Source organism: Proteiniclasticum sediminis (assembly GCF_018128025.1).
GTDB classification, from domain to species: Bacteria; Bacillota; Clostridia; order Clostridiales; family Clostridiaceae; genus Proteiniclasticum; species Proteiniclasticum sediminis.
On the sequence record NZ_JAGSCS010000015.1, the window covers coordinates 1 to 17,239 of the forward strand.

At 52.7% G+C, this 17,239-nt stretch carries 14 protein-coding genes, 1 tRNA gene and 1 other RNA gene; 3 read left to right on the forward strand and 13 right to left on the reverse strand.

Annotated elements, in window-relative coordinates; genetic code table 11:
* On the reverse strand, positions 1 to 424 hold a 424-nt coding region (locus KCG48_RS10750; RefSeq protein WP_211802220.1), incomplete at its 3' end, for a UPF0236 family transposase-like protein.
* Positions 425 to 769: 345 nt separating this feature from the next.
* Between KCG48_RS10750 and KCG48_RS10755 the strand changes: the two genes are divergently transcribed.
* The gene (locus KCG48_RS10755) at positions 770 to 1,765 is read left to right on the forward strand and encodes an SH3 domain-containing protein (protein WP_211802221.1); all 996 of its coding nucleotides are present in this window, start codon (positions 770 to 772) and stop codon (positions 1,763 to 1,765) included.
* 242 nt (positions 1,766 to 2,007) lie between these two features.
* On the opposite strand, the gene recR is transcribed toward KCG48_RS10755, so the two are convergent.
* The 3 genes from recR to dnaX are packed head-to-tail and all read right to left on the reverse strand — an operon-like array spanning position 2,008 to position 4,688.
* The gene (gene recR, locus KCG48_RS10760) at positions 2,008 to 2,607 is read right to left on the reverse strand and encodes a recombination mediator RecR (RefSeq protein ID WP_211802222.1); all 600 of its coding nucleotides are present in this window, start codon (positions 2,605 to 2,607) and stop codon (positions 2,008 to 2,010) included.
* Positions 2,608 to 2,619: 12 nt separating this feature from the next.
* Complete coding sequence (locus tag KCG48_RS10765) at positions 2,620 to 2,952, reverse strand: YbaB/EbfC family nucleoid-associated protein (RefSeq protein WP_211802223.1); 333 nt, start codon at positions 2,950 to 2,952, stop codon at positions 2,620 to 2,622.
* A 56-nt stretch (positions 2,953 to 3,008) separates the two neighbouring features.
* Complete coding sequence (dnaX, locus tag KCG48_RS10770; protein WP_211802224.1) at positions 3,009 to 4,688, reverse strand: DNA polymerase III subunit gamma/tau; 1,680 nt, start codon at positions 4,686 to 4,688, stop codon at positions 3,009 to 3,011.
* 231 nt (positions 4,689 to 4,919) lie between these two features.
* On the opposite strand from dnaX, the gene KCG48_RS10775 reads away from it, so the two are divergent.
* Together KCG48_RS10775 and KCG48_RS10780 are read left to right on the forward strand one after the other, a co-directional pair.
* Entirely contained in the window at positions 4,920 to 6,575 is a 1,656-nt protein-coding gene (locus tag KCG48_RS10775) for a Na/Pi cotransporter family protein (RefSeq protein WP_211802225.1), read from the forward strand.
* A gap of 356 nt (positions 6,576 to 6,931) precedes the next feature.
* The gene (locus tag KCG48_RS10780; RefSeq protein WP_211802226.1) at positions 6,932 to 7,195 is read left to right on the forward strand and encodes a helix-turn-helix domain-containing protein; all 264 of its coding nucleotides are present in this window, start codon (positions 6,932 to 6,934) and stop codon (positions 7,193 to 7,195) included.
* 223 nt (positions 7,196 to 7,418) lie between these two features.
* On the opposite strand, the gene KCG48_RS10785 is transcribed toward KCG48_RS10780, so the two are convergent.
* The 9 genes from KCG48_RS10785 to KCG48_RS10825 all read right to left on the reverse strand — a co-directional run bounded on the left by KCG48_RS10785 (position 7,419) and on the right by KCG48_RS10825 (position 17,237).
* Complete coding sequence (locus KCG48_RS10785; RefSeq protein WP_211802227.1) at positions 7,419 to 7,910, reverse strand: DUF7000 family protein; 492 nt, start codon at positions 7,908 to 7,910, stop codon at positions 7,419 to 7,421.
* A 115-nt stretch (positions 7,911 to 8,025) separates the two neighbouring features.
* Positions 8,026 to 8,289, reverse strand: an RNA gene (gene ffs, locus KCG48_RS10790) — signal recognition particle sRNA large type.
* A 3-nt stretch (positions 8,290 to 8,292) separates the two neighbouring features.
* Positions 8,293 to 8,382: transfer RNA gene (locus KCG48_RS10795), tRNA-Ser, on the reverse strand.
* 275 nt (positions 8,383 to 8,657) lie between these two features.
* Complete coding sequence (locus KCG48_RS10800) at positions 8,658 to 10,676, reverse strand: InlB B-repeat-containing protein (protein WP_211802228.1); 2,019 nt, start codon at positions 10,674 to 10,676, stop codon at positions 8,658 to 8,660.
* A 553-nt stretch (positions 10,677 to 11,229) separates the two neighbouring features.
* Positions 11,230 to 12,477, reverse strand: a complete 1,248-nt coding sequence (locus tag KCG48_RS10805) for a DUF1015 domain-containing protein (protein ID WP_211802229.1) — start codon at positions 12,475 to 12,477, stop codon at positions 11,230 to 11,232.
* An 11-nt stretch (positions 12,478 to 12,488) separates the two neighbouring features.
* Positions 12,489 to 13,400, reverse strand: a complete 912-nt coding sequence (locus tag KCG48_RS10810; RefSeq protein WP_211802230.1) for a D-2-hydroxyacid dehydrogenase — start codon at positions 13,398 to 13,400, stop codon at positions 12,489 to 12,491.
* Between the two features lie 19 nt (positions 13,401 to 13,419).
* Positions 13,420 to 14,508, reverse strand: a complete 1,089-nt coding sequence (gene serC, locus KCG48_RS10815; protein ID WP_211802231.1) for a 3-phosphoserine/phosphohydroxythreonine transaminase — start codon at positions 14,506 to 14,508, stop codon at positions 13,420 to 13,422.
* Between the two features lie 229 nt (positions 14,509 to 14,737).
* The gene (locus KCG48_RS10820; RefSeq protein WP_211802232.1) at positions 14,738 to 15,862 is read right to left on the reverse strand and encodes an alanine/ornithine racemase family PLP-dependent enzyme; all 1,125 of its coding nucleotides are present in this window, start codon (positions 15,860 to 15,862) and stop codon (positions 14,738 to 14,740) included.
* Positions 15,846 to 17,237 (reverse strand): GlmL-related ornithine degradation protein, encoded by a 1,392-nt coding sequence (locus KCG48_RS10825; RefSeq protein ID WP_211802233.1) that lies wholly within the window; start codon positions 17,235 to 17,237, stop codon positions 15,846 to 15,848. Before KCG48_RS10825 ends, KCG48_RS10820 begins: the two co-directional genes overlap by 17 nt.
* Between the last annotated feature and the right edge of the window lie 2 nt (positions 17,238 to 17,239).

Consider the following 17,239-nt stretch of genomic DNA (forward strand, 5'->3'; position numbering starts at 1 on the left):
CATAGCTTTGCACCACTTGCTCATAGGACATTTCCTTGGCTTTGGTCAGCATATCGGCTTGAAGCCCGGTATCGATCCGCTGATGGGGTTCCAGTCCGAGCAACTCATCCGTCAGATAATTGAACTCACCGGTGACCCGGTGCTTATAGTAGGTCCGCTCATACTGCAGATCCCCAAGCAGGGTGGAAATCGTCTTTTCCCGCCCTCGGGCCTGAACAACCCATTCCGCCTTTCGTTCTTCGCTGTTTTGCATGGACTGCTCGATGGTCCTCACGTTCTCTGCCAGGAGGAGTCTGCCGATGTCGTCGGTGACAGCCTTGGTGCAATCCACCAACCCCGTCAATCCTACACCCTCCTGGATTTTATCTTCTAATGAGTTCGTAAGGGTAATGATTTTTTCGATGATGTCCGTTATAATGTTCATGAGGATAGCTCCTTCCGTGAAGTGTTATTGGTGCAACTTTAATCATAACACGGTTAGAGCTATTCTCTTTTTTCGTCCAACAAAAATTCTACACTAAGCCTTCGAACATATCCCCCTCCTCGAATCACATATTCGCTGACTTAATGCTGGTGAGTGATGGTCCTTTTATGCTCATTAGAGACTCCGATTCTTCCCTGACATTCAAGATATTTCTCGCAATACCGGGATGCTGAAATAGGTTATCTAAAAGTTAACGAATATGTTAGAGATTTGTATTCTCTTCGACATGATCTGGTGCCACGATATAGCTGACATAGAGAACCATAAAAAAGGAGAGGCATGACAATGAAAAGGAAATATTGGCCTTGTCTCGTCTCTGTCGTCGCCTCAAGTTTTCTGCTCTTTAGCTGTGCCACTGTACCTCCCAAAGAACCCAGCACCGAGACCCCCATCATCGAACCCACGGAGACTCCCGTAGAAACCAACGTGGAAACAGAAGTCGAAACCCCTGCGGAAGAGTACACCCTGGCACCCCTGGAAACGCCAGACAAGATGTCCTATGACAACATCAAATCCGACATGAATGCCATGACAGTGAATCTCCTGCAGATCACAAAGAAATTCGATCTTAACAGTGACGGACAGGAAGAAGAGATAGTCCTCATCGCCCGAGACTTTGTCACGCCGGATGCCCTTCCCGATCTTTATGAGGGGTATGAGCTGATCATCGGAACCTTGGAAGTTCGCGGTTACTCCGCTTCCTTCGAGCCAAGGTTCAACATCGTAGATCTGGATAAAACCGACCGCTATCGCGAAATCGCCGTCAGTGAGTATGGCGAAAGCGAAGATCCTGCCACCACCTTCATCCGATATGACGGGACAGTCCTTGAAGTCATCGGAACAATCCCGGGCTTCTACGGAAAACGCTATGTGAATGGCAACCCCACCGAGGGTCTGGGCAAGGTCTCCGTGGATGGTTCCGGTATCGTGAAAACGCTGAAGACCAGCTTCTTTCTCATGACCTGGAACTACGAAGCTGAGTATCAGCTCGAAGACGGGCAATCCTTAACCGAAATCAAGAAAGATCTGTACCCCATGAACCACCAAGTGACGATGCTTACCGATCTCACCCTGAAAAAGTCCAGGACCGATTCCACTGACGGGATCACCCTCAAAAAAGGCGATGTGGTGACCCTCAAGGAATGCGACAACGCGAAATGGGTCTCTGTCATGAATACCGCTGGAGAAATTGGCTGGTTCGCCCTGGATGAGAAGGACACCATCATCGGAACCGGTAAAACTGCCTCCGAAGTTTTTGATGGGCTGTTCATCGCCGGGTAAGCGAAAAATCTTGCATATCTCCTAACATCTCCTTGGAAACTGCCCACATCCCGCTGGGGGTTGTCCACAATACTATCCCCCATTTACTCCTTCTTAACCCCGGGTTGGGGAAGAAAACCCAGAAGAGAGACCCAATTCCCATGATGTCAAAAAGCAAAAAAGGGAACTAAAAAGAGTGAAGCTCAGTGAACTTCACTCTTTTCCATTCTGCTGTCTCTCTGATTGCGAAAATTTTTATTTCCTTAGAGGATCTCTTTTCGCCCCTCGAAGCTTTTACTTAATGTAATCTCGTCGGCATACTCCAGATCACTGCCCACGGGCATACCCGAGGCAATACGGGTCACCTTGACCTCTAAAGGTTTCAGGATTCTGGAAATATACATGGCCGTGGCTTCCCCCTCAATGGTGGAATTGGTGGCCACAATGACTTCCTTGATCTCGCCAGACATTCTTCGGACGAGCTCCTTGATCTTGATGTCCTCCGGGCCTCGCCCGGCCATGGGGGAAATATTCCCGTGGAGCACATGGTAGACGCCGTTGAAATCCCGCACCCGCTCAATGGCCATGATGTCCTTGGGCTGCTCCACCACACAGATGGTGTGGTGATCCCGGCTGGGATTCCCGCAGATAGCGCAGGGGTCTTTCTCCGTATAGTTCCCGCAGACCTGACAGTACTTGATGGTCCCCCGGGCTTTGATCAGCGCTTCGGCAAATCCTCGGACCTCCTCTTCCGGAAGGTTCAGAATATGCAGGGTCAGCCGCTGCGCGGTCTTATTCCCGATACTTGGAAGCTTCGCGAATTCCTCGATGAGCTTCTCGATTGCTACTGGATAGAAATCCATTCTTTCACCTCATTAGAACAGGCCCGCCATGCCTCCGGTCAGTTTTCCCATGACCTTCTCGGCCTCTTCGTCCGCCATCTGCATGGCTGCATTCACTGCGGATAGGACCAGATCCTCCAGCATTTCCACATCTTCCGGATCCACCACATCGGGGTTGATCTTCACTTCTTCCAGCTTCTTCTTGCCGTTGATCTTTACCGTGATGGCTCCGCCGCCAGCGGTGGCTTCGTAGACCTTGGTCTCCAGCTCCTTCTGGTTCTTTTCCATCTCCTTCTGCATCTTCTGCGCCTGCTTCAGCAGGTTGTTCATATTTCCTCCGCCCATTCCTGGGAATCCTTTTGCCATAATTTTATCCCTCCATAGATTGTTCATTCACTATCTGCATTTTACCGATGGATCCTTTATTCGTCAACAATATCGATGCCGAATTCCCGGAGCTTGGCATCGAAGCTGCCCGGATCCTCTCCAGGGGTTTCCTCGGCCTTCTCCCCTTCCACCACAAAGCGGAAGCGGACCTTTTCCCCGAGAATGGACGCCGCCGCATCCTCCAGAATCTCCCGGTTTTCCTTCTTCTCCAGCCGCTTCTTGCTGAAGGCATACTCCTTGCCGAAGCGCACCTCGATGACGCCCCGATCGCATTTCACGGGAGCGCCCACAATGACAGATGCCTGGATGATCATCTGGCGTCTTGCCTTCAGGGCCTCCATGATTTCCTTCCAGTTGCGCTTCACGAGATCCAGCGTCACGGTGCAGTTGTCGTTGAAGACCTCTTCTTCGATCTTCACCGCGTTCTTCACCACCTTGAGCTCCTCGCCCCGGGTGAGCTCCTCATGGGGATTCCCCTGGGGACTTTCCGGGACAGCCTTCGCCGGCGCACTTCCCCGAGCCGGGGCCGCCTCTGCTGAAGGTTTAGCCCCCGCCGGTACAACGCCTCGGCGCAGGTAATCCTCAATGGCGGAGAGTCTGCCCAGCATGGCCTCCTTGGAGGAGTCCAGCTCGCTCTTCGTCAGGCTGATAATCGCCAGCTCCAGATAGATCCGGGACTGCTTGGAAAACTTTGCCTGTTCCTCCGCCCGCTGCAGCATGCGGATGATTCGGGTGATGACTTCATTGGACGCCATGTCCCCCTGCCGCCGGATGATCTCAATGTCTTCCTTGGATAGGTCCACCACTTCCTCGGGATTGGGCATGATCTTTGCCACGAGAATATTCCGGAAATGGGTGATGAGATCCTTGGTAAAGCTATAGGGATCCTTTCCGCCATCCACCACTTCATCGAGGATGCGGATGGATTCCTTCACGTCCTTGGCCAGCATGGCTTCCGAGAGCCGGAAGAGATTCTCCTGGCCGGAAAGCCCCAGCATATCGAGGATATCGCCGTAGTCCAGCTTTCCCTCGCCCATGCTTATGGCCTGATCCATGATGCTCAGGGCATCACGCATGGCCCCGTCGGAGATCCTCGCGATGAGCTCCAGGCTCTTGTCCTCGGCAAAAATTCCTTTTTGCTCGCAGATTCGTCGAAGCCTTCGGGCGATCTCCTTATAGCTGATCCGCTTGAAATCAAAGCGCTGGCAGCGGGAGAGAATCGTCACGGGGAGCTTCTGGGGATCCGTGGTGGCCAGAATGAACACCACATGCTCCGGCGGTTCCTCCAGGGTTTTTAAAAAGGCATTCACCGCACCGGTGGACAGCATATGGACCTCATCGAGGATGTACACCTTGTACTTCCCCTCATGGGGCGGGTACTGCACCTCATCCACCAGATCCCGGATATCATCTACCTTATTGTTGGTGGCCGCATCCTGCTCCACCACATCCAGGGACATGCCCGAATCGATTTTTCGGCACATGTCGCATTCGTTGCAGGGTTCTCCCTCCACCGGACGAAGACAGTTCAGGGCTTTGGCCATGATCTTCGCGCAGGTGGTCTTCCCGGTGCCCCGGGTGCCGCTGAAGAGATAGGCGTGACCGATGCGGCCGGCCTTGATCTCATTGATCAGCGTGGTCGTGATATGCTCCTGTCCGATCACATCACTGAACACCTTGGGCCGCCATTCCCGGTACAATGCCGTATATGCCATGAAAACACCACCTCTTTTTTTCCTTACTTACCTTTCCATTATACATGAGAACCGCCCAAAATTTCATAATTTGTGGCGGATATTCCGCCGAAAGGTTCCTCCAGCCAAGGGGAACGAAAAATCTTCCCCATCATAAAGAAATCGAATTGTGAAGGGAACCTCTTAGTGTTATGGTTATGTTAAGAGATTGACAAGATACAAAACGAATATCGAATAAGGGTGATGGGAAACATGAGTCAATTTATTTTCGGCATCTTCGGCGGTACCGCCCTCCTCATGTACGGCGTGGACCTCATGGGAGACGGTCTCGAACGCATGAGCGGCAGCATGATGAAAAAGTTTCTTCAAAAGGTCACGGGTAAGCTTTGGAAGGCCTTCCTCGTGGGCATCTTCCTCACGGCGTTGGTCCAAAGCAGCACCGCCATCTCCGTCCTCAGCGTGGGCTTTGTGAACTCCGGCATCCTGGAGCTCCCCCAGGCCATCGGCATCATCTACGGCGCCAACATCGGCACCACGATCACCGCCCAGTTCATGGCCTTAAGCTTCAGCTTCAACCTGGTCAAGCTCGCCCTGCCCATCATTGCCGCAGGCTTTGTTCTCCATACCTTCTTCAATCAGGATAAATTTAAAAATATCGGCCAGGCCGTCATGGGCATCGGCTTCATGCTCCTGGGGCTCACCATCTTAAACCAGGGCATCCCCTTCATGCAGGAAAATGCCACCATCCGGGGCTTCTTTGAACACTATGCCTCCAATATCTTCATCGGCATTCTCCTCGGGATCGTCACCACCGCCCTGGTCCACAGCAGCGCCGCCACCGTGGGCATCGTCATGCTCCTGGGCAGCGCCGGGCTTCTCAACCTCACCTCCGCCATCGCCCTCATGTTCGGCGACAACATCGGCACCTCCGTGACGGCGCTTCTGGCCAGCACCCGGGGGAACACCAACGCCAAGCGCACAGCCTGGGGCCATGCGCTGCATAATATCATCGGCGTCCTCCTCGTCCTTCCCTTTTTGCCCCTCTTCACCCGATTCATCGAATACTTCACCCAGGTAACCCAGGGCAGCACCGACATTCAGCTCCAGATCGCCAACTCCCATACCCTCTTCAACATCATCGTGGCGCTGGTCTTCCTGCCCATGAATAATTATTTCGTGAAGCTCCTCACGACCATCGTCAAGGACCGCAAGGCCCCCCAGCTCCAGCGGGAAGTCTACATCGATCCCCTTCTTCTGGACACTCCGTCCGCCGCCCTGGATGCGGCCCGAAAAGAGGTTCGGCGCGCCCTCATCACCGATGGGGACATGCTGAAGAGGACGCTGGAGGATCTGGCGGCCAACGGCAAAGATGCGGCTCCTCTCATTCGGGGAAACCTCTCCACCATGAATCACCTGCAGCGGGATCTCACGAACTACATGGTGCAGCTCTCCCAGAATGCCCTCACGGCCCAGGACTCCACCATGCTCCCCGGGATCATTAAAGCTGCCAGCTATCTGGAACGCATCGCCGAGCACACCAGCCACCTCTACACCCTGCAGATTTCCCGGGCGGAGCGGGAGCTCCTCTTCACCCCGGAAGCCCTGGCGGAGCTAAAGGACCTGGGAAAGCACCTGGACGAAATGATCCGCCTCACCCGCTGCAATCTGGAAAGCTACGGCGAGGACTGCCACAATGAGGTGAAAACCCTGGATCTGGCCATGGATACCCTCACGGCCAAGTACTCCGAGAACCACGTGCGGCGCCTGGAAAACGGCCAGTGCTCCATCGAGGCCAGCCTCATCTATTTAGAGATGCTTCCCGTCATGGAGCGCATCGGCAGCTATCTCTACAAGATCTCTAGGCTCTGCAAGTATGAGCTCAACGGTCTGCCTGCCCCCACCACCTAATCCAAAGCTGAGATCATCCCTCAAGGACCGGAAGGTCAACTTGGGGGATTTTGCATGATATTCTGATGCTTAGGTCCTGTGTTTATCTTCTGCTCTTCTGCCCATTTATCAGCCCTTAGTTCCCACTCGTTATCCTGTATGGTAAAATAGCGGAAAGAAAATGATTCTTCCCAGGATCTCTGAAGAAGGCATGATTCACGCATTCTTCTTCCAAACTCCAGTCTCGAAATCCTGGCAATCCATAAGTATCGTCCTCCCTTTCACCGCAATGGATGGGAATGATGTTAAACAGCTTCTAGGCTCTGGCGTTCCCATTCTCCTGAATCCCGGCATTGTACATAGAAAGGATGATAACCATGACTACCCCTGATAAACCTGTCGTTAGCTCCGGCGTCCGTTCCCTGGAAAGAGGACTCCAAATCCTCAGCTGCTTTTGCGAAGAGCATCGAAGCCTCACGCTGACCCAAATCGCAGAACGAACGGAACTCTCCACCAGCACGGTGGAACGTCTTCTAAAAACCATGACGGAATCAGGTTATCTGGAGAAGAATAGCCAGAAAAAGTATACCCTGGGCAGAAAAATGCACCAGTTCATGGACCTGATGTCCCGGCAGGGATAAGTCCCCCCGGGATCCCGCGATGACCCGAGACGCTCGTTTGGTGAATATGCAGCCCTTATTTGCCTCGAGACTTATACATCTCCAACAAGGTCGACCATATATTTCCTAGGCTTGTCGAAGCAATACGAAAAAAAAGCGCACCCCATTTCTGGAACCATCGAGTCCAGAAATGGGGTGCGCTTTTCCTTTCATTAGGTTTCTTTATTTCGTGAATGCCCATGGTTTACTTTTCCCGAAGAGACTCTTCCACAGCCATGGTGAACTTATCCACACTTTCTTCCAGAATCTCCTTGAGAAGTTCCGGCGCTTCAAAATCCGGAGTTTCCGTCACCCGGTGCTCCAGGAGGGCGTCGAGGTTTTCCTCATCGTGGGTGATGGCCATGCGACTGGCTACCCGAGCACGAAAGGTTGCCCCATAGGTTTCAGCGATGCTTCGGTTCCGGGCGGAAAGCCATACTTCGAAGGCTCCTTGAGGATGAAAATAGGCCACCACGATTTTCAGTCCCAAAGATTCCAGCTCCGGTGGAGCAAAGGTGAAGAAGGAGAGATCCATCACTCCGGGATAAATCCGGCTGAAAGCATCCCCCGGCCGCTTTGCTGAAAGACCTTTTCGCAGATCCCCCAGAAACAGGAGAATTTCCCGATGTGCCCGCTGAAGCTCCCCGGACTGCAGCTGACGGGTGTATTCCCCAATGCAGGAATTCAATGACAGCATAGACCCACCTCATTTTTCGTAGATTTCAACTCCATTATAGTTCCTGCGGGAGAAAAATCATCCCTGAACATAAAAAAAGTCCCAGTCTTTCGACTGGGATGATCTTACTGAGATACCGTGCACCTAACTCTGACAATGGCCTCCGAACGTTACCCAAAGAGTAAACTCAAAATAGGTTGGCCACGGCACACGAAACATTCTATTTATCGCTGCTACCTTCCGGTCCTGACGAGGTTCATAGACATCCGTTGCGTGGGACCCACTTATCAACGTCACTTTTGAGGGTCAGACCTCAAAAGCCAATGTCTCGGCTAGGAATTCAATCCTGCTGCAGCGGATTGCAGGTTACAGGGCACCGCTAACTCCCCATCTAGCACGGTAATGGCGGAGAGGATGGGATTTGAACCCATGATTGAGTTTCCCCAATACACGCTTTCCAGGCGTGCTCCTTCGACCACTCGGACACCTCTCCACATATGGGCCTACCAATACTTGGCGGGCAACACAGTTAATTTTATAGGAAAACCTCTGATTCGTCAACTCCATTTTAAGAAATTCCGCAAAATCAAAAGATCAAAGATCAATCAAAAGATCAAAAGATCTAATATATACCCTGGAGATGTCTATATGACAAAGAACATCCCGAAGGCTGCACTTACTTCAAAAATGAGTGCGACTCCGGGATGGTTCTATGTATTGTGTTTACCTCACTTCTGAATGGTAGCGCCTTTGTTCAGAAAGTTTGCCTTACAGACTTTCTTTTCTCTTCACCAGAGTCACCGCACCTGCCAGAATGAACAAAAATCCGAAACCGAAGATCAAGAAGTTGGAGCTGGAGCCGGCTTTAGGAAGAACCTGGGTCCACTGGGCATAAAGTACCAGATTCCCTTCCGTTATGGCAAAGGTATTGCCGGTTTGATAGAGCTTGCCGGAACCGTCTTTCTCGGTATTCCATCCTGCAAACTGATAGCCGTCTTTCGTTAAGGTATGGCCTAGGACCGTAACGCTTTCGCCCAGCACATAAGTTTTGCTGTCTACAGGTGCTGTTCCTTTCGCACCGCCTACATCATACGTTACGGTATAGTTTTCTTCTTCCCACTGGGCATAAAGCACCAAATTTTCTGCACCTAGTATAAATTTATCTCCAGGTTCATAAGCTATTCCCTTTCCATCTGCCTTGGTATTCCATCCCGTAAAACGGTATCCGGCACGAAGGAGCGTATTTTGTGGAAGAACCACTTCATCGCCCATGACATGTTCCTGATCTGCAGGAAGTGTTCCTGCTGTGCTGCCGTTGCTATTAAAGGATACCTTATACTGCACGGGTGTCCATTGCGCATAAAGCACGACATTCTCAGTTCCGATGGGAAGAAGATCTCCAGGAAGATAGGAATCTCCGGTGTTATCTTTTTTGGTATTCCAGTGATCGAAGGTGAACCCTAGTTTTGTCATCGTTCCAGTAAGAACATTTGCTTCATCCTCCATGTGGTACATGGTCCCATCTACAGGAGCTATTCCTTCAGTATGTCCATTTCCATCATAGGTGATGGTGTAATCGGAGAGCGTCCACTGTGCATAGAGCGTCAGGTCTTCGCTTCCAAAAGTATAAGTGTCTCCTGGCTTAAAACTTGTTCCCGTTCCATTGGCTTCTGTGTTCCAGCCGGCAAAATAATATCCGGGATTCAGGAAGGTATTGTCCAGGATTGCTGCAGTATCGCCTTTCAGATAAAGTGTTTCATCTGCAGGAGCTGTTCCACTTGTAGCTCCATTGCCGTCATAGGCAACCTTGTACTCTTTTGCCTTGTACTGGGCATAGAGAACGGTGTCTTCCGTGACATAAATGTCATCAGCTGGAGCAAAGTGTTCTCCAGTGCCATCTGCGATGGTGTTCCAACCCGTGAAAATCATTTCCTCTTTCACCGGGTCTGCAGGTTTGGTCACCGCCTGAGTATCTGAAAGAACAAAAGTGTGCTTGAGTAACACATCTTCGTCATAGAACTTTACCCCGAAAGCCTCATAAGGAATGGCAAAGCCATCGATCTCATCCGAAAAATCGGAGAGCTTTGTCGCGGCTCCTGTGGTGGTATTCAGTTCGTAAACCCCAGAAGTGCCGCCATTTTGATATAAAGTTCCATAAAGAATATTATTATCACGGTCAAAGGAGAGGCCCTGAGCAAAATTGATATCCACACCCAGTAGTCCAACGACTGTCAGTTCTCCGGTGTTCTTGTTCACCTTAAACAGCTGGTCTGTGCCGATATCTGTGGCATAAAGCTCTCCAGCGGCATTAAATGCACAGTCGATAAAAAGATTACTGCCATCGCCAAGTGAAAAGAGCTGTGCTACCGCAGCTGTCTCCAGATTGATCGAATAAAGCGCTGAGCCTGTCAGTACATAGGCCTTATTATCGATGGTATCGAAAGCAAATCCAGTGGTGGTCATTCCCGTGTTTCCCACAAGTCTTACTGTCCCTGTAACATAATCGACTTCGAAAAAGTTTCCGGCAAAGTCAATCATGAACAGCTGGTCACCAACGAAATCTCCCCCTGCCATGAATCCGTTTACTGTTCCATCATCTGCTTTGATAAGCGTTTGAGTGCCATCCGGAATACTTATTGATATTAGTCCTGTAGGATTTCCCACTCCGCTATACGCTCTCCATGCATAGCCTAGGGTCGTTTCTCCTGGTAAAGCTTGAACACGGATTGGGAAAAAATTCAGTGAAAATAATAGCATTAGGATGAGACTTGTAAATTTTTTTCTCAATTGGACCCCTCCTTATTAATGTATGCTGAATTATATGAATATTGTTTTATCTTCTTGTCTGTATTATAAACGCCCTTTTTATTGCTGTCCATAGGGCATCCGTGTTGCTTTCAGTTTTTTCTTTGAATTCTTTAGTTCTTCCTCTCAAAGAATAGTTTTGCCTATCTTGTTATTTTTATACATCAAGCCTGTTCATTGGAAAACCTGCATCAATCATTCCGATCCTTCATTGTGGCGATGGCTCCCCATACCGGCCACGTTGTCTCTCTGAAAAACCGGATCTATTGCAGCGTGTCCAGAAGGAGTATAAACCGGCGCATTCCGAGGCCCGTCAGGACCTCCAGATCAGCAAAGAAGAGGTCCTGAATTTCGAAGAAAGAAGGGTGGATAACGTATCCCGCCAGAGATATGTTATCCACCCTTCCTTCTTCGAAACAAACATTGACTGAGGAGCGATCCGATCATCCAAACATAACGTTAGTAATATACATTTTCCATTAACCCATTGAAATCGGGGCTGGAGAAAACTCTCCAGCCCCGCTGCTTCACTTTGTTATTCCAGATCGTGAAGGAACAGTCCGCTGCGAAGCTTCGGCTCAAACCATGTGGATTTGGGTGGCATGACCATGCCCGCATCGGAGATGGCGATGAGATCCTCAATGAGGGTGGGATACAGTGAAAAGGCCACCTTCATGTTCTTCTTTACCCGGGTCTCCAGTTCTTTCAGTCCGCGGATTCCGCCGATGAAGTCGATGCGCTTGTCCGTGCGGGGATCCTCAATGCCTAAGATGGGATGGAGCAGATTGTCCTGGAGAATCTTGCAGTCGATGCGCTTTAAGGGATCCTCGTCAAAGACGATATGGGGTTTCGCCTCCAGAACATACCAGCGGTCTTCCAGATACATGCCGAACTCATGCTTCTTCTGGGGTTTATAGGGTCCAGGCTGGGACGCCGGCGTCACGGTGAAGTTTTCTTCCACGGCTTGGATGAACTCTTTCTCCGATTTCCCGTTGAGGTCTTTCACCACCCGGTTGTAGTCCATGATCCGCAGCTCATTGCTGGGGAAAATCACCGCCAGGAAGTGGTTGAACTCTTCATCACCCGTATAGCCGGGGTTTTCTTTTCGCTTTTTCTCGCCCACCCGCACCGCGGAGGCTGCCCGGTGATGCCCGTCGGCAATGTAGAGGGACTCTACCTGGCTAAACTCTTCTTCCAGTCTCTGGATGACATCCTCATCCAGAATGGACCAGGCCTTATGGCCCACACCGTCCTCGGCGATGAAGTCGTAAAGGGGGGTATGGTTCTTCTGATACTCCTCCAGAAGCTTTGTGATGCTGTCTTTTGGCACATAGGTGAGGAAAATCGGTCCCGTATGGAAATTGGTCACTTCCACGTGGCGGATCCGGTCTGCTTCCTTGTCCGCCCGGGTAAACTCATGCTTTTTCACCACGTTATTCAGGTAGTCGTCCACAGAAGCCAGGGAAACCAGTCCCGTCTGGGGATGGCCGTCCATGACGAGGGTATAGATATAGAAGGCTTTTTTCGGCTCCCGGATGAGGGTGCCCTCTTCGATGAAGCGGAGAAGGTTCTCCCTAGCCTTGGCGTAAACCATTGGATCATAGAGATCGACTCCCGGTTCCAGATCGATCTCTGCCTTGTCCACGTGAAGGAAGGAGTAGGGATTGTCCTTGACCATTTCCCGAGCTTCCTCGGAATTCATGACATCATAGGGAAGCGCAGCCACTTTGTCCGCCAGTTCCGGCGTGGGGCGTACCGCGCAAAAGGGTTTGATTACTGCCATTTTCTTCCTCCTCAGGCGAAAAACTCCAGAATAATATTGACGATCTCTTCCCCGATGCGCTCCTGGGCCTCATCCGTGGAGGCACCGATGTGGGGCGTCATGGAAATCTTGTCATGGGTGTACAGCCGCTCGTTCTTCGTGGGTTCTTCCTTGAAGACGTCGATGGCCGCTGCGGAGACTTTTCCGCTGTCCAGGGCATCGCAAAGAGCTTCTTCATCGATGAGTCCGCCCCGGGCGGTGTTGATGAGGTACACCCCATCCTTCATCTTCTCGATTTCCTCTTTGCCGATGAGGTGCGGACGGTCAGCCAGCTTAGGCATATGGAGAGATATGAAATCCGCCTTCTGGAAAAGCTCTTCCAAGGTCACATAGGTATAGGGCTCATTCTCGGGATGGGGACCGCTGCGGTTGGTGTAGATCACCGTCATGCCCAAAGCTGCCGCCCGCTTGGCCACTTCCTTGGCAATGCGTCCGAAGCCGATGAGACCTAGGGTTTTGCCGGAAAGCTCAATGCCGTTGTAGTGCTTCTTGTTCCACTGACCCTGACGCATGGTCACATTGGCGCTGTGGATGAATCGGGCGATGTTGAACATATGGCCGATGGCCAGTTCCGCCACGGAAGCGCTGGAGGCGTTGGGGGTGTTGCGCACCCGGATCCCCTTCTCCTCGGCGTATTTCACGTCGATGTTGTCCACGCCGACGCCGCCGCGGATGATGAGCTTCAGCCGTCCGCCCTTCACCGCCTCATCAATGAGGGGTTCCCGGACCTTCGTGGCCGAACGGACCACGATGACATCAAACTCCTTGATTTTTTCCGAAAGCTCCGGCAGTTCGTAGTGGGCATCCACCACCTCAAAGCCTGCCTGGGTAAGTCTGGCGATGGCGCTTTGCTCCATGCCGTCAGCCGCAAGAATTCTTTTCATATTGACCTCCCTTATCCCTTTATACTTCGCTGTGCTTGGCTTCAAATTCCTTCATGAAATCCACCAGGGCCTGAACTCCTTCCACGGGCATGGCGTTGTAGATGGAGGCACGCATGCCGCCCACCGCCCGGTGACCCTTGAGGTTGGAGAATCCCTTGGCCGTGGCTTCCTTGACAAAGGCGTCATCCAGCTCCGGAGTCTCGGTGCGGAAGGTGACGTTCATCATGGAGCGGTCTTCCTTCAGCACGGTGGTCTTGAAGATTTTGCTGGAATCCAGGTAATCATAGAGCAGGTTGGCTTTCTTCTCATTGTTCGCCTTCAGCCCTTCCAGACCGCCCATGTCCTTCACCCAGTCCAGAACCAGGCCTAGGATGTAGATGGCGTAGGTGGGTGGGGTGTTGTACATGGAGTCATTGGCCACCATTTCCTGGTAGTTCATCATCACCGGGGTCAGGGGCTGGGGCTCTCCCACCAGATCCTCCCGGATGATCACCACGGTGAGACCGGCAGGGCCCATGTTCTTCTGGGCACCGGCATAGATGAGGCCGAACTTGGACACATCCACAGGCTCCGACAGAATGCAGGAGGACATGTCCGACACGAGGGGTACATTGCCCGTCTCGGGAATGTACTTAAAGGTGGTGCCGTAGATGGTGTTGTTGTGGCAGATGTGCACATAGTCCGCTTCCGGATCCAGGGTTAACTCTTCCTGTTTCGGAATGTGGTTGAAGTTGTCTGCCTTGCTGGTGCCGGCGAGACTGATTTTGCCGTACTTCTGAGCTTCCTTGTAGGCCTTGCCGGAGAAGCTGCCGGAAACGACGTAGTCCGCTTTTCCGCTCTTCACCAGAAGATTCATGGGAACCATGGCAAACTGCAGCGTCGCGCCGCCCTGGAGGAAGAGGACCTTGTAGTTCTCCGGAATGCCCATGACTTCCCGGAGCTTGGCCTCCGTATCCTTGATGATCTTGTCATAGACCTTACTGCGGTGGCTCATTTCCATGACGGACATGCCGGATCCCTCATAGTCGAGCATTTCGGCGGCTGCCCGTTCCAGTACCGGTACGGGGAGCATGGAGGGACCAGCGGAAAAATTGAAAATTCTTGTCATAGTATCTCTCCTCACATCATTTTATTCGGCTTGAATTAATTCCATTATGTCATCTCCGAAATGCTTGGACAACAGGATTTTCGGCTCCCTTTCCCGGATCCTCCCGCCCCAAGGCCGGGAAACCCCCTCTCTCTGGCTGAAGTCGAAATTTTCCCCTGTAACCATTTTCACTCTCCTGAATTGTGCCCTGAATTATTTCCAGATTCGCATTCTGCCCGGGACGTTTCCACTACAGATCCGCCGCCAGCGCCAGCTCCTCCTCCGGGTCATCGCTGCCGCCGCCTTCGCTCTCCTCGATGAAGACCTTCTCCACATAGGGGGAGGTCATGGCGTTGAGCATGCCGCCGTATTTCACATAGAAGCTGATGATGTCCCCCACGGCATAGATGTCCTCTTCCCGGGATACATCCAGGATCAGATGATCGGAACTGGCCCCCAAAATGCTGAGCTTGGGGTTCACGGGAATGATCCCCGAAGGATCCACGTCCTGCTTGCCCAGGGCCAGAATGGCCCGCTGGATAATCCCTCGGTCCTCGTGGCGGGGGATGTTTCCGAAGGCATCTCGGCCGATGCGCCCGTGGGGCACCGAGGGCTTTTCCTTCAGCTCGATGATCTGGGCCTTGAGAATGAAGGCATCCTCCTCCAGCCCGTCAAAATGCTCTCCAAAGGCCGTTTCCTTGCCTAGAAGAATCACCTCGCCCAGGCGCAGGTTGTTCACGCCGGGAGGAAACCCGTTTTCCTCTTCAATGAGATACACGCTGGAGGAGCTGCCCCCGGAGATGATCTCCACATCGAGATCATACTTCTCCTTCATCCGCATGGCGATGTCCACCAGGCGAAGGAGCGTTGTCTGCTCCGGAATGACGCCGCCAAAGCAGGTGAGATTTACCCCGAAGCCCTTGATCCGGATCCCCGGAATGGTCACGGCCTCTTTGATGAATTCCTCCACCTTGTGGTATCGAATCCCTTCCCGGTAATCCCCCAGATCCACCATGATGATGACCTGATGGACCATCTGGCGGCGGGATGCTGCCTTGCCGATCTCCCGTAGGGTGTCCAGTTCCGAATTGAGGCTGTAGTCACAGTAGGACAGCACATCCTCGATTTCGCTCTTCATGGGCAGGCGAAGAAGCACCTTCTTCACCGGCAGATGCGCCAACCGCTTCAGGTTCCGGATGCGGGCATCGGCGATGAACTCCGCGCCCCCCCGGAGCATGGCTTCGGCGATTCTAGGCTCCGCACTGAAACCCTTGGTCACCGCCATGATGGATATTCCCGCTTGCTTGAAGATCTCATGGACCTTCCGGGAATTGTTCTCGATTTTATCCAGATGAATTTCAATCAAGGGATACATGATCTACTCCCTCCTCATTCCAAAGTCCGATACTCTCCAGCATGAGCCTTTTGGCCGCCTCGGGATAGTGCCGGGACAGCACCCCCAGGGAGGCCAGAAGATAGTTCCGGTCCAGGAGCACTTTCGCTTCCTTTTGGGGATACAGCCGCTCCCCCCGGCCCATGGTCTGGATTTTTTCCAAAATGTACGCTGCACCCGGAAGCCGGGTGAGGGCTCCGCCGGTACCGATGATGAACTTCACCTCCGTGAGATCCTTGCCTTCCGCCACCCGCTTTCTTCCCGCCGATTCGCCGTAGAGATTCCGAAGATTTCCCGCATGCCGTTCCAAAGAGGTCTTCACCGCTTCCTCCGTGAGGCGAAGGGCCAGCGCGATCTCCTCCGGTTTTTGGGGCACCGGGGGCAGCTCTTCCACCTCACCAAAGCCCAGCCCTAGCTCCTTCCTTAAGGTTTCCTCGCCGATACGCTCCGCCAGGTTCATCCGGTTCACATAGATCCCCAGATCCCCTTCCACTGTGCGCTTGGCCTCGGGCTCCGGAGCCAGGAGGATCCGGTTGATCTCCTCGGATCCCGCAGTGACAGAATGAACATCCGTGGTGGCGCCCCCCACGTCAAGGATGAGGACATCCCCCAGCACCTCTTTCAGGATTTTCGCGCTTTCCATCACCGCGCCCGGGGTAGGCATCACCGAACCGGAGACCAGATCATACACATGCTCCATGCCCTGGGCATGGACAATATGTTTTTCAAACACCGCCTGGATGATCTTCCGGGCGGGCTCCACCTGGAGCACATCCACCCGGGGGTAGACATTGTCCGTCACATAGAGCTCCATGGGACTTCCGGAAAAGATCTCCCGGATCTCCTCCTGGTTTTCCACATTGCCGGCATAGATCACCGGCAGCGGAAGCTCCAGGCTCCGTATTTTTTCCGCATTTTCCAGGGCTGTTTCCCGTTCGCCGTAATCGAGCCCCCCGGCAATCATGATCATATTGGGACGGATCCTCTCAATTTTCTTCAAATCCGAGGCCTTCAGCCTTCCTGCCGTCACCAGCTTGATCACCGCCCCAGCCCCCAGGGCCGCTTCCCGGGAGGCTTTCACCGTCATATCCAGCACCAGACCGTGGACGGTCATCCGAAGGCCCCCCGCTGCGCTGGAGGTGGCCAGAAACTCCTCATACTCCAAGGTCTCTAACCCTAACTTTTGCTGAAGATCCGCCATGGCTTCCCGAAGGCCCACCCGAACATCCCCCTGGAGGGCTGTGGTCACCCCCTGGCCCTGGCCGAGAAAAGCGGGCTGCTGCCCATGGAGTCCTCCAAAGGCATTGACCACGGTGGTGGTGCTTCCAATTTCCGCCACTAAGACATCAATGTTCATCC

What these genes read in the sequence shown, in the direction of transcription:
- KCG48_RS10765 (WP_211802223.1), bottom strand. Translation starts at nt 2,952, where the DNA reads ATGGCAAAAGGATTCCCAGGAATGGGCGGAGGAAATATGAACAACCTG.
- serC (WP_211802231.1), bottom strand. Translation starts at nt 14,508, where the DNA reads ATGACAAGAATTTTCAATTTTTCCGCTGGTCCCTCCATGCTCCCCGTA.
- KCG48_RS10775 (WP_211802225.1), top strand. Translation starts at nt 4,920, where the DNA reads ATGAGTCAATTTATTTTCGGCATCTTCGGCGGTACCGCCCTCCTCATG.
- KCG48_RS10820 (WP_211802232.1), bottom strand. Translation starts at nt 15,862, where the DNA reads ATGTATCCCTTGATTGAAATTCATCTGGATAAAATCGAGAACAATTCC.
- KCG48_RS10755 (WP_211802221.1), top strand. Translation starts at nt 770, where the DNA reads ATGAAAAGGAAATATTGGCCTTGTCTCGTCTCTGTCGTCGCCTCAAGT.
- KCG48_RS10825 (WP_211802233.1), bottom strand. Translation starts at nt 17,237, where the DNA reads ATGAACATTGATGTCTTAGTGGCGGAAATTGGAAGCACCACCACCGTG.
- recR (WP_211802222.1), bottom strand. Translation starts at nt 2,607, where the DNA reads ATGGATTTCTATCCAGTAGCAATCGAGAAGCTCATCGAGGAATTCGCG.
- KCG48_RS10805 (WP_211802229.1), bottom strand. Translation starts at nt 12,477, where the DNA reads ATGGCAGTAATCAAACCCTTTTGCGCGGTACGCCCCACGCCGGAACTG.
- KCG48_RS10780 (WP_211802226.1), top strand. Translation starts at nt 6,932, where the DNA reads ATGACTACCCCTGATAAACCTGTCGTTAGCTCCGGCGTCCGTTCCCTG.
- KCG48_RS10810 (WP_211802230.1), bottom strand. Translation starts at nt 13,400, where the DNA reads ATGAAAAGAATTCTTGCGGCTGACGGCATGGAGCAAAGCGCCATCGCC.
- dnaX (WP_211802224.1), bottom strand. Translation starts at nt 4,688, where the DNA reads ATGGCATATACGGCATTGTACCGGGAATGGCGGCCCAAGGTGTTCAGT.
- KCG48_RS10785 (WP_211802227.1), bottom strand. Translation starts at nt 7,910, where the DNA reads ATGCTGTCATTGAATTCCTGCATTGGGGAATACACCCGTCAGCTGCAG.